14 protein-coding genes are annotated in these 11445 nt (G+C 51.7%); 7 read left to right on the forward strand and 7 right to left on the reverse strand.

Annotated features, from left to right (window positions below):
* The first annotated feature begins 4 nt into the window (after positions 1-4).
* Entirely contained in the window at positions 5-157 is a 153-nt protein-coding gene (locus R70723_RS32685; protein ID WP_081947430.1) for an anti-repressor SinI family protein, read from the forward strand.
* A 96-nt stretch (positions 158-253) separates the two neighbouring features.
* Here the strand turns inward: R70723_RS32685 and R70723_RS01670 are convergent, their stop codons facing one another.
* On the reverse strand, positions 254-595 hold the full coding sequence (locus R70723_RS01670; protein ID WP_039878121.1) for a helix-turn-helix domain-containing protein: 342 nt from the start codon (positions 593-595) through the stop codon (positions 254-256).
* A 416-nt stretch (positions 596-1011) separates the two neighbouring features.
* Between R70723_RS01670 and R70723_RS33685 the strand changes: the two genes are divergently transcribed.
* From R70723_RS33685 to R70723_RS01690, 4 genes are all read left to right on the forward strand, one after another.
* Positions 1012-2052: a cell envelope integrity TolA family protein gene (locus R70723_RS33685; protein WP_052421150.1), complete on the forward strand. Its 1041-nt coding sequence runs from the start codon at positions 1012-1014 to the stop codon at positions 2050-2052.
* A 13-nt stretch (positions 2053-2065) separates the two neighbouring features.
* Positions 2066-2665 carry a signal peptidase I gene (locus R70723_RS01680; RefSeq protein ID WP_052421151.1) on the forward strand — a complete coding sequence of 200 codons (600 nt, stop codon included), beginning with the start codon at positions 2066-2068 and terminating at the stop codon, positions 2663-2665.
* 94 nt (positions 2666-2759) lie between these two features.
* Positions 2760-3269 carry a TasA family protein gene (locus tag R70723_RS31800; RefSeq protein WP_052421152.1) on the forward strand — a complete coding sequence of 170 codons (510 nt, stop codon included), beginning with the start codon at positions 2760-2762 and terminating at the stop codon, positions 3267-3269.
* A 90-nt stretch (positions 3270-3359) separates the two neighbouring features.
* A complete protein-coding gene (locus R70723_RS01690) occupies positions 3360-4187 on the forward strand; it encodes a TasA family protein (RefSeq protein ID WP_039869270.1) in 828 nt (275 codons plus the stop codon).
* A gap of 92 nt (positions 4188-4279) precedes the next feature.
* Here R70723_RS01690 and R70723_RS01695 read toward each other — a convergent pair whose 3' ends face one another.
* The 6 genes from R70723_RS01695 to R70723_RS01720 form a co-directional block, all read right to left on the reverse strand.
* The gene (locus R70723_RS01695; RefSeq protein WP_039869272.1) at positions 4280-5257 is read right to left on the reverse strand and encodes an aldo/keto reductase; all 978 of its coding nucleotides are present in this window, start codon (positions 5255-5257) and stop codon (positions 4280-4282) included.
* A gap of 52 nt (positions 5258-5309) precedes the next feature.
* Positions 5310-5546: a hypothetical protein gene (locus R70723_RS01700; RefSeq protein ID WP_039869274.1), complete on the reverse strand. Its 237-nt coding sequence runs from the start codon at positions 5544-5546 to the stop codon at positions 5310-5312.
* A gap of 100 nt (positions 5547-5646) precedes the next feature.
* On the reverse strand, positions 5647-6207 hold the full coding sequence (locus R70723_RS01705) for a PadR family transcriptional regulator (protein WP_039869275.1): 561 nt from the start codon (positions 6205-6207) through the stop codon (positions 5647-5649).
* A 6-nt stretch (positions 6208-6213) separates the two neighbouring features.
* A complete protein-coding gene (locus R70723_RS01710; RefSeq protein ID WP_039869276.1) occupies positions 6214-7734 on the reverse strand; it encodes an MDR family MFS transporter in 1521 nt (506 codons plus the stop codon).
* A 187-nt stretch (positions 7735-7921) separates the two neighbouring features.
* A complete protein-coding gene (locus R70723_RS01715) occupies positions 7922-9760 on the reverse strand; it encodes a bifunctional diguanylate cyclase/phosphohydrolase (protein WP_047170997.1) in 1839 nt (612 codons plus the stop codon).
* Between the two features lie 267 nt (positions 9761-10027).
* Complete coding sequence (locus R70723_RS01720; protein ID WP_047170998.1) at positions 10028-10615, reverse strand: DUF5317 domain-containing protein; 588 nt, start codon at positions 10613-10615, stop codon at positions 10028-10030.
* A gap of 173 nt (positions 10616-10788) precedes the next feature.
* On the opposite strand from R70723_RS01720, the gene R70723_RS01725 reads away from it, so the two are divergent.
* A complete protein-coding gene (locus R70723_RS01725) occupies positions 10789-11130 on the forward strand; it encodes a metal-sensitive transcriptional regulator (RefSeq protein WP_039869277.1) in 342 nt (113 codons plus the stop codon).
* Positions 11131-11178: 48 nt separating this feature from the next.
* Positions 11179-11379 carry a copper chaperone CopZ gene (gene copZ, locus R70723_RS01730; protein ID WP_039869278.1) on the forward strand — a complete coding sequence of 67 codons (201 nt, stop codon included), beginning with the start codon at positions 11179-11181 and terminating at the stop codon, positions 11377-11379.
* Positions 11380-11445: the final 66 nt, after the last annotated feature.

Consider the following 11445-nt stretch of genomic DNA (forward strand, 5'->3'; position numbering starts at 1 on the left):
TTTCTTGGATAAGTCCAACCAGGGGAATGACAGAGAATTGCAAACGGGTGATCTGGATCTGGAATGGGTGTATTTAATGATGGCGGCCAGGCAGGCCGGCCTCAAGGCGGAGGAGATCCGCCGGTTTCTGAGTGAAAGGGCGTTACAGGCGATGTAATGCAGAGGGTCATCCGGATGTTACATACAGAGAAGGGCACAGCGAATGAGGCTGTGCCCTTTTTTGCTGAATAGGAATGTATATGTTTCCTGGCAGCTATTCCTTCTGCTCCAGCCGCCATTTCTGATAATCGAGGAACTCCTTGAATTCACGCTTGCTTATTCCGGAAGCCATAGCTTCCTGTGCAAGACGCAACCATTCACCGTCGAGTGTAGTCTCCTGCGCTTCCAGCGGTTCGCCGTACAGCAGGATATGAATAGATACCTGGAGTGCATCGGCCATCTTCTCGATGAACTGGATAGAGGGATTGGATTGAATATTTCGTTCCACATTGCTAAGGTATGATTTCGCCACATCAGCCTTATCCGCCAGTTCGGATAAGGACAGGCCCTTCTCCAGGCGGAGCTGGTGAATGCGATTTCCTAAATGTTCCGGCACAGTTAAACGCCCCTCCGCACTTTTTGTTAACAGTATAGCAAATAACCCTACTACGGACAAAGCACTATCGAAGCGGTGTATGAATCCATTCAGAATCATTTCATTACCGTTCACCTCATTTTCACTCCCCGCAGCAGCTTCAATCTGCATAACTGATAAAATCCAATTTCCTTGATGTTGTTCTTTAAAAAGTACGAAAACGTGAGTAAACCTCAGATAAATTAAGGAAAACAAACTAGAATCGTTCTTTATAACGAATATTGCTTAAAAATGAAGGTTTAAATATTCTGGGAACATGACATATACTTATGCCAAGGTTCTTTATAACGAACATTATATGTTCTTCATAAAGATCAAATGACTGATAGACGAACTAGTTTGCATGGCATATGCGGACTACCAAAGGAGAGGCTCCTGTGAGGCTTTCACGAACTTCGCGCAAGAAAAAAAACCGCCGGTTAATCCTTCCGCAGCTTGCGGGAATTGTGGTGATCTCCGCCTATGGCATCGGTCAGATTACCTCCCCGACGTATGCGCTTATTACCGGCAGCACAGCGGCAGAATCGGGTATTACAAGTGCCTTTGTTTTTCCGGTAACAGTGGATCAGCTGGCTAATCAGGCCAGCGAAGCGATGAACCGGGCTGTTCTGAAGCGTGAGGCAGCGAAAGGGGCGTTCGCAGACATTGCGGATACAAACGCAGCTTCCGGAACCGCAGAGGGACAGATCAGCGGCATACAGGAGGCTGCCGAGCAGGCACGCGGAGCTGCCGCTTCTGCAGCTGAATTACTGGCTCAGCTCGAAGCCTACTCTTTGCGCTCGCAGCAGGAGCTTGCACAGCAGAGGGAGGACATAAGCGTTCGGCTGTTACCCTTTGGCGTCACCCTTGAACAGCTTGAAGCAGCTCAGCACACGGATGCTCCTGTATTTGAACAGCTGCTGGCTCAGGCCAGTCTGTCCATCATCGAGTTCCAGGAGATGGTCCGTAAGCTTGCCTCTACCGTTCGGGTGGATACCTATGTGCAGGCAGCCTATCAGCAGGCGCTGACAGCCGCCTCTCAAGCCGGAGCTTATGCTGATGAAGCCTCGCAGCTGTACACTCAGGCAGCAGATGTGCTGCAGGAGCTGAAGGCCGCCGAGGAGCAGGCGAAGCTCGAGGCCGAGGAGCAGGCGAAGCTCGAAGCCGAGGAGCAGGCGAAGCTCAAGGCCGAGGAGCAGGCGAAGCTCGAAGCCGAGGAGCAGGCGAAGCTCGAAGCCGAGGAGCAGGCGAAGCTCGAAGCCGAGGAGCAGGCGAAGCCCGAGGCCGAGGAGCAGGCGAAGCCCGAAGCTGAGGAGCAGGCGAAGCCTGAGGCTGAGGAACCGGCCACTCCCGGAGCTACGGCACCGGCTGACCCGGATGTACCTGTGACCGACGGTATAACCGTGAAAATAGGACAAAACAAATCAGATTTTAAATAAGGAGCTGCCCTAAGTGATACTCAAATGGACCCGTAATGTACTCATGTATGTCTTGATGGCGATATTTCTGCTCGTGCTGATATCAGCGGTAACCAGCAGAATGAACGGCGGAACACCCAAGGTTCTGGGCAAGGAAATTCTGACTGTGCTGTCCGGTTCTATGGAGCCCGGAATTAAGACCGGGGCTATCATTGCGGTTAATCCGGTGAAGGATGAAGCGCAGCAGACAGCCTTTCAGCCGGGGGATGTTATTACCTACACAGCTGTGGACGGATCAGGCAGCCTGATCACTCACCGGATTGTGAGCGTTAGCGGCACTGGCGCCGGGCTTGCCTATATTACAAAAGGTGACAATAACGATGCGCAGGACCCTTCGCCGATTCCCGCAGGCAATGTAGTTGCCAGCTACGCGGACTTCACGGTTCCTTTAATCGGGTTTTTGATGAACTGGGTAAAATCGACTGCAGGCATCATTATTGTAATCCTGACCCCTGGTGTCTACCTGGTTGTCTCGTCGATTATAACCATTTTCAAAGCAATCATGCGGATGGATGAAGAATCTGAAGAGCCGCAGACAGCAGCCGGTGATTTGCCGCCGGTGACGAACGGTTGATGCTTCCTTTTAAAGCGCTGAGGCGGTCAGGGAAGATTCAATAAATATTCCATTATATTCTCCATGCATGGAGACCAGGAGGAGACAAATTACAATGGCTAATCTTAAAAAGACAATGGCAATGGCAATGGCGACTACTGCACTGGGGGCTACTTTAATTGCCGGAGGGTCCTTCGCGATCTTTACAAGCTCGGTACAAAACACAGGCAATACCTTTGCCGCAGGCACGCTTAAGGTAGGTCTGGATAAAGAGGACACAGATACCCCATACGCAAAATATTTTAATCTGACCAACTGGGCTCCCGGCGATTCCAGCATCCAGCCTGTTGTAGTGAGCAATGAAGGCACGCTGGAGCTGCGGTATGATCTTGCCTTGGCTGTAGGAGGCGACTTAGGCGGGGGGACCCATCCGGTAACCATTAAGGCATATTCTGATGCCGCCGGAACGATACCGCTTACAATAACGGACCGTGTGCTGGCCGTAGGCGGTTCGGAGACCATCTACGTCAAAGTGGAATTCCCGAAAGATGCCGGCAATGAGTATCAGGGCAAATCCGGAACAGCCAGCATTAAGGTGGATGCGGAGCAGACTAAGAACAACTAATAATCGGCAGCTTAGCAATAGTTTATTTTAATCAAACAAAATGACAAAAGGGGGTATTTCCCCCCTTTTTCCTAAGGAGAGCTTATTATTATGATGAAGAAGAAAAAGTTACTCATTACCGCACTTTCTTCAGTAGTTCTGCTATGTGCCGCGATTGGCGGCGGTACCTATGCGCTGTTCACCAGCTCTGCCCAGAATACGGGCAATACCGTTACCTCCGGTACACTGACCCTGAGTACCCACCGTTATGATGTACCGGTTGAAGGACCGATGTTCTATACCAACGATACGGATGCAGGCCGTATGGGGACTGGGCTATGGGCACCGAAGGATTCCCACACCCGTGCAATGATGATTAAGAATACCGGAACGCTGGATGCAAAGCTGACCGATCTGATTGCGCTTCCTGAAGGAACAGAGGGACAAAAGGCAGATGCGCTTGCATTCGGTGAGCAGGCGATGGTTGCAGTAGCCGCCTTGGCTACGCCGGACGGAGTGACGCTTAATACTGAAGATGTCAATAAGGTCAATGAAGCAGTCGACCAGACGTTCAAAACCTTTATCAAATATTTGCCGAACTCTGCCCGTACAGCACAAAGTGTATTCGCTGATGCAAGGGAATTGCTATTGAATACAACATATCAGGTGCTTAGTGGCGGCAGTCCGGTAAATGTAAGCATTAAGGATGCTTATGTAGGCTCACTTAAGGATCTGTACAACAGCGGAGCGGGGAAAGATGCTATTCTGCCAAATCTGGTGCTCCCCGCCAAGAAAACAATGCATCTCGTATATAATGTTACTTTCCTTGATGATGCTACTGTCAGTGTCGGAGGTGCAGCCATCGACAATGACGTCATCCAAGGCAAGGTCGTAAACTTCACCTTCAAGAACACCTTTGAGCAGGTGAAAAACAACTAACATTTATGAAGCTGAAAAAGAGCGTCCCTCCGGCCTGATCAACCGGAGGTGACGCTCTTTTGATTATGAACAGCATGATAGAAGAAGGCTGCCTATGGCAGCTTCTCCCCCCGGGAGCTGATATACAGCTCGTACCATTCCTTGCGGGTCAGCTCCACCTTATCGGCTCCGGCGCAGGCGGCGATCCGCTTAGGATTCACTGTGCCGATGACCGGCTGGATGGCCGCCGGATGGGTCATCAGCCAGGAGAGAACAATGGCCTCGGGAGTAGTGTTCTTCTGTTCAGCGAGTGAGCTGACCATAGCGGCCGTATTCACTACGCTCTCCGGCTGGCCTTCGAGGGAACGCCCGCTGAAGCTGCCCTGGGCCAGCGGTCCCCAGGCCTGCAGCTGGATATTCTCCATGCGGCAGTATTCAACCGTTCCCTCGGGGAAGGTAATGTCCTTCCAGGGCTCGCGGTTCACGCTGACCATGGCATCGAGCCAACTGATTTTGGCCAGGCTCATGTGGAGCTGGTTGACAATGAAGGGCTCGTCGCAATAATGCTGCAGCAGCCTGATCTGCGCGGCACTCATATTGGAGACGCCGAAGTGGCGGACCTTGCCCGACCTTTTAAGCTGATGCAGGGCTTCGGCTATTTCCTCCGGGTCCATCAGCGGGTCGGGCCGGTGCAGCAGCAGAATATCAAGGTAATCTGTGCCGAGGCGGGATAAGGTGCCGTCAACACTCCTCAGAATATGCTCCCCGGAGATATCAAAAGTGTTGCTTGTATCCCCAGGCTCAATCAGCCTGATGCCGCATTTGGACTGGATAATCAGCTCCCCGCGAAGCCCGGGCCGATCCTTGAAGATCTGTCCGAACACCTTCTCCGCCTTGCCGCGGGTATAAATATCGGCATGGTCAAAAAAATTGATGCCGATAGCCAGTGCAGCCTCGACCGCCTCGTGTCCCTGGCGGATATTATCCGCAGTCAGCGGCTCATGATCCCAGCCTCCTCCGAGGCCCATACAGCCCAGGGCGATACGGCTGGCGGGGATTCCCCGTGTGTTAAGTGGCAGCGTTTTCAGCAAAACCTATCCCTCCGTCACATTTGGAATAACAGCTCAGGGATATTGTACACTTTTAGAAGCCGGTATGGTACTTTTTGTCACTGGAGGAGCGGTGCTTGGTGCCTTCTTTATCTTTTTCCTCCTGCTTCTCGAGCGTCAGATCCTCCACCGGAATCGGGTCTACATGCTGCTCACTTTCGTGCAGATCGAACAGGCTGGGCTGGTCTGTCGGGTACTGCTCAGGATGGTCGCGGCTTTCCCCTTGCAGCCTGTGCTCCTTTAATTGCTCTTTATCCTTATCCATTTTCATTCCCTCGCTCTCGTAAAGAATAGTTTGCACGTTAATACACGCATTCCGGTGTTGTTAAACAACAAAGAGGCCCCTCAGGGCCCCTTTATCCAAACAGTATCTATAGTGACAACGGTGTTCCAAAATCGTTCAGTTTACGTTCCGCAACATCTGCATAAAGCCGTTTCAGCCATTTTAGTTCGGTAAGGCTATGCTCATAACGGCCGTACATCAGATGCAGCGCCGAACGGGGAACAACTGAGATATGCTCCTCGTACACCTGATAGGCATAATTGACCTGATGCTCGATCTCCCGGATGCGCTCCTCCAGAACCTTTTCCACCTTGTCCTGGTCAATATAACGCGAAAGCGCCAGAGCCATGTAGAGAGGATGAAAGACCAGCTCTGTCTTCTTGATCTGCTGCAGGATCAGCTGCTCGAACAGGGCTTTGCCTTTGCTGGTGATCCGGTAAATGGTTTTGTCCGGCCGGTCATTGCTGCGGATCGTCTCCACGGCTTCGATATACTCCTCCTGCGCAAGCTTGTCGACAGCGTAGTAGAGGGAGCCCATCTGCAGCTTCATCATCTGGTCGTACATGCGCTCCTTCATAATAAGTGTGATCTCATAAGGGTGCATGTCTTTCTCCTGCAGCACACCGAGAATCACCATCTTCATCGACATCGCGGGTTACCCCCGGCCGCCGGAAGGCTGGGCTGTCTTCGGCTTGAGTGTAAGCCGGTCCTTAGGCATCAGGATAACAAAGACTACTCCAAGTGCCGCAGGAATCAGCGCCCACATAAAGGTGTGGGAGATAGAATCGGACAGGGCCCCGGTAATCTTGCCCAGGACATCAGCAGGAATATTGGCCCGGGCCTCTGGGGTCAATGCCGCCTGCGGATTGCCGAAGGCAGCGGCCTGTTCACTGTTGCCAAAAGCGCTGCTCAGGCCGTCCGTGAAGCTGTTGCGCTGGATAATCCCGAAGATTGTGATCCCGAGCGTCATGCCGAGCGAGCGCATGAAGGTGCTGGTGGAAGTCGCAGAGCCGCGCTGGCGGATGTCAAAATGATGGATCGAAGACATGCTGAGCACGGAGAAGGAGAAGCCGACACCGAACCCGGTCAGCAGCATGAAGCCATTCAGCATCAGACGCGAGGTTTCCGGTGACAATGTGCTCAGGCAGAACACGCCAGCCAGAAAGCAGACTGCTGACAGCAGCATAATGTTGCGGAAGCTGGTCCGGGTAGTGAGCAGCCCGCCGGTCTGGCTCCCGAGCACGGTGCCGATCATCATCGGCATCAGAATCAGACCCGAGTTGGTTGCGGAGCCGCCGTTAACCCCCTGCACGAAGATTGGAATGTAGACAGTAGCTACGATAAAAGTAGAACCGTAGAACAGCCCGATCAGGCTGCTGGTCGCGAACAGGCGCTTGCCGAACATCGCGAACGAAATCACGGGCTCAGCCGCTGAACGTTCAATAAAGATGAAGATAACCAGCAGCACGGCGAAGCCGGCAAACAGGCCGAGAATGGTAGCTGAATCCCAGGTGTACTGGTTGCCGCCAAGCTCGAGTGCAAACATCAGGCAGATGATAGAGCCGACCAGTGTAAAGGCGCCGCCCCAGTCAATCCGCTGCTTGGCATGAGAAACGGATTCCTTATAGTACATCGCAATCAGTACAAAGGCGATAATGCCGATCGGCAGGTTAATGTAGAAGACCCACTGCCAGCTCAGATAATCGGTAATGTACGCGCCCAGAAGCGGCCCGATAACGCTGGAGATGCCGAAGACGGCACCGAAGAGGCCGGTCAGCTTGCCTCTTTTCTCAGGCGGATAAATATCAAACACGATGGTGAAGGCTATCGGCATCAGCGCACCGCCGCCAATCCCCTGAATAGCCCGGTAGATGCTGAGCTGTGTGATGCTGGCCGCTGTTCCGCACAGGGCAGAGCCTGCCAAAAAGACGATAAGGCCGAAGATAAAGAACCGTTTGCGGCCGTACATGTCGGACAGCTTGCCGAAGATCGGCGTTCCGGCCATGACCATAACCATATATGCGGAGGTAACCCACACAATTTTGTCGAGCCCGCCAAGCTCGGATACGATGGTGCCCATAGCTGAAGCTACAATGGTATTATCCATTGCGGACATCAGAATACCAAGCAGCAGGCCGACAACCACGAGCTTCATATTGCTTTCTTTTGTATGCATGCTTCGCAGACTCCTTTTCACGTTCATTCTAGAAACAGAACCTATTATATTCAAATTTGAATAGGGTGGCAATAGTTAATTTTGCGCTATCCAGTTGAAAGTATAAACGTAATAGCAGGGTTGTATACGAAGGAGCGCAGCAGAGGGCAGGCAGCAAAAAAAAGGAGCCGTCCGGGGACGGCGGTGATTATATCACCGCATGTCCATGCCGGGGCTCTCTGGATTCAATATAGCTAATAAAAAGCTCTGTCAGCTCAGGGTCAAACTGGCTTCCGGCGCAGGCACGCAGCTCGATAACCGCTTCCTCAAAGGATTTGGTCGGCTGGTACGGCCGTTCGGTGGTCATGGCGTCAAAGGAGTCGATAATCGTCAGCATCCGGCACAGGCGGGGGATTTCCTCACCTTTGAACCCGTAGGGATAACCTTTGCCGTCGTAACGTTCGTGGTGCAGCTCAATGTAAGGGGCCAGCTCCTTGAACTTGTCGTTCGTCAGCGCCATTTTTTTGCCCCAGGTAACATGCCATTTTACCATTTCCCATTCCTCGGGCGCGAGCTTGTCTGTTTTGTTCAGGATGCTCCAGGGAATCTCCAGCTTGCCGATGTCGTGGATCAGCGCGCCCAGGGTGAAGTTCCTTTTGGAGATGGCATCCATGTCCAGAATTTCACTGATATCCATCGCATATCGGAACACGCGCTTGGAGTGGCGGAAGGTCTCCATATCCTTATACATGAACAGGTTGAGCTGCTGCTCGATATCCCGCACATCCTGGCTGAAGTCCAGCTCCTGCTCCAGCGGGGAATGGGCCCCGTAGGTATGCACGGTATTTTTGCCCTGGCGTTTGGAGTAATAGAGTGCCTGATCGGCCTGGTCTACAAGCTGGGATTTGTCATGGATATCGCTGCTGCTGGCTGCAACGCCTGCTGAGAAGGCGAGGCAGCCAAGCGGAAAAATCTCGACGCCGTCAAAGCGGCTGTTGTTGAGCTTTTTGCGCAGCTGGTCAATGTAGGCCTGTGCCTGAAGGCTGTCGTAGCCTGGCATCAGCAGCGTGAATTCCTCACCGCCGTACCGGGCGGCAATCGTACCGGATTTCCGGGATTCGGTCTTCAGCAGCTCCCCGACAAAGGAGATCAGCTTGTCCCCCTGAAGATGACCGAAATGATCGTTATATTTTTTGAAGTCGTCAAGGTCGATCATGGCAAGCGAAAGCGGCGTACCGGCGGACCGTGACTTCTGAATTTCCTGTTCCAGAACCTCTTCAAAGTAGCTGTGGTTGAACAGCCCCGTCCGCTGATCGGTGTTGGCTCTTTCCTCAATACTGCGGTACATGGCAAACAGCTTCTTGAAGGATTGGCAGAGCAGTACCGCCAGGCCCATAAAGAGCAGCAGTCCAAGGATCTGGTTATGATAGACCAGCACAGTCAAGACGAGGGAAAGCACTAAAGTACACAGATAAACGAATACGGAGTCCTTAATCATACCTTTGATGGTCTCAAAAAGGGTAGCTCTGTACAAAATATAATAGTACAAGACGACAAGCAGGGTATTGGTAGCGAAATAAACCGTCAGCACAAGGAGATAGTTGAATAATTGGGTGTTGATGAGCGGCCCGGAGCTTCCTCCGAGGTACTGGAACAGAGCGCCTGATACGGTGATCATAATGGAGTAGATAAAAAAGTTCGTCAGGTGCTTCCACCAGCGTGTACCGCGGTCTATGACAGCAAAAAATATACAGTTCAGCAGCAGGACGGTCAGTGTAAAGCCGGGTCCGAATATAAATATACAGGCAAGATACACCGAGGAATCCATCGACTGCTCATTGCCTTCCGGCGGAAGCTGGATCATGAAGAAGTTAAGGATAAGGCAGGCGCTGGTCATTGCATAAACCCAGACCCAGGCGGAGGTGGAGTAGTGGAGGAACTCAAAGCGGTTACTATATGAAAAGAGTCCCATGCCGACCAGGCATACGGACAGTGCATACATGTGGCCTGAATCCAGCGTTGCAACAAAAGATTTAAGTTTAGACATGAGGACCCCTCTTTACATTATCAAAATATTCCTTTGTACATAATAATGGTTTTAGGAATAATTGAATAGCCGTAATGTAAAGAAACAGGCGGAATGTCCGCCTGTTTCGTTCTGAAGCATCTTATAGACCGCCGATTTTGTAGCCCGAAGTCAGAGCAATAACAACAGAAGCTACGATAATAGCATTGATTGCCAGACGGGAATATTTGATGCCTTCCAGTTTCTTTTTCACAGATAAATCCTCCCTTCATAGAATCAGTTAGCGGCTTATCCCTGCATATCAGGCTGTGTAGTCCTGGTTGTGGCGGCAGGTGTCATAATGTTAAGTATGAACAGGAAAATTCCGAAATTCATGACTACATCACCAATGCTGATGGCCTGCGTACGCGGATAAGGGCTGGACAGGGGGATGATGTCACCCAGAAAAGCCAGCCGGGTTGAGGCATCCAGCAGGTAGTGCTTGGAGACGGCATCGCCGCTCTTCAGCATCTCCAGGTAGATAGGGTCCAGTACGGACGCTGCCTCGTAGGATACCGGCATTCTCCCTCCGTTGACAAGCATAACCAGAAAGTTCAGGAATACGCCTATCAAAATCAGCCAGAATCCTTTGTTGTGCCGGTTCAACCATAAAAAAATCAGCCCTACCACATACACAGCGATATAGATATATCCGCTGGCTGCGGCTACAGTGGACGACCGCTCCTGCATATAAAACATCAAAAATTGGAATACCAGCAGCAGCGGAAAGATCCAGCCTGACTTAAGCCGGATGTTGCTGAACTGGACAAGGCCGTGCTTAAGTCCGCCACGGAACAAGCCGGCAATGAAACCGATAATAATGCCATCGTAAACCATTAAAGCTTACCTGCCTCTAATTCAGAATAAAAAATATGTAAATATTGGTTTCTTCATGGGTATTCGCTGTCATTTGAACAAAATCCTTTTTTACTGCATGGATATTTTTCTCGACATACCCATGGGGGGTATGTTAAGCTTGGTTTGCAGCCAGGATACAGGGAGGTATGTAGATGGCACCGAAGGAAGAGAAGCAGTCTTCTGCAGCCTGCGACAGCAGCTGTCATGCTCCGGGTGAGCGCAAGAGCCATCATTCCGAGGAATTTAAGAACGGACTGGCTACCCGGCTTAACCGGATAGAGGGACAGATCCGCGGAATTAAAGGCATGATTGAGCGCGATACGTATTGCGATGATGTGCTTAACCAGCTGGCAGCCGTTCAGGCTGCGCTCGGCGGAGTCGGCAAGCTGCTGCTCGAAGGGCATATGCGCAGCTGCATCGTGGAGCGGATTGAGGCTGGAGAGCATGAGGTTATCGACGAGCTGCTGATTACGGTCAACAAGCTCATGAAATAGGGCATTACAGGTTAATCGCCACAACAACATTTTATAGGAGGGTTTACCATGTCTAACGTAACTTTAACGGTTGAGGGAATGTCCTGCGGACACTGTGTCAGTGCTGTAGAGAAAGCGGTAAGCGGCCTGGGGGCTGCTGCCAAGGTTGACCTGCAGGCTAAGAAGGTAGCAGTAGAGTATGATGAGGGTAAAGTAAGCCTGAATGCGATTAAAGAAGCGATCGAGGATCAGGGCTACGACGTGGTATAAGCCGGATTCCGGCAATAAAGGCCTGGAGCCGGGACCTGTTAGAGGGTCCGGTGGCATCCATGCCTT

Source organism: Paenibacillus sp. FSL R7-0273, assembly GCF_000758625.1.
In the GTDB taxonomy this organism is placed as follows: domain Bacteria; phylum Bacillota; class Bacilli; order Paenibacillales; family Paenibacillaceae; genus Paenibacillus_AQ.

Coding starts and splice junctions, on each gene's coding strand:
- R70723_RS31800 (WP_052421152.1), top strand. CDS start 2,760: ATGGCTAATCTTAAAAAGACAATGGCAATGGCAATGGCGACTACTGCA.
- R70723_RS01690 (WP_039869270.1), top strand. CDS start 3,360: ATGATGAAGAAGAAAAAGTTACTCATTACCGCACTTTCTTCAGTAGTT.
- R70723_RS01700 (WP_039869274.1), bottom strand. CDS start 5,546: ATGAAAATGGATAAGGATAAAGAGCAATTAAAGGAGCACAGGCTGCAA.
- R70723_RS01705 (WP_039869275.1), bottom strand. CDS start 6,207: ATGTCGATGAAGATGGTGATTCTCGGTGTGCTGCAGGAGAAAGACATG.
- R70723_RS01710 (WP_039869276.1), bottom strand. CDS start 7,734: ATGCATACAAAAGAAAGCAATATGAAGCTCGTGGTTGTCGGCCTGCTG.
- R70723_RS01715 (WP_047170997.1), bottom strand. CDS start 9,760: ATGTCTAAACTTAAATCTTTTGTTGCAACGCTGGATTCAGGCCACATG.
- R70723_RS01720 (WP_047170998.1), bottom strand. CDS start 10,615: ATGGTTTACGATGGCATTATTATCGGTTTCATTGCCGGCTTGTTCCGT.
- R70723_RS01725 (WP_039869277.1), top strand. CDS start 10,789: ATGGCACCGAAGGAAGAGAAGCAGTCTTCTGCAGCCTGCGACAGCAGC.
- copZ (WP_039869278.1), top strand. CDS start 11,179: ATGTCTAACGTAACTTTAACGGTTGAGGGAATGTCCTGCGGACACTGT.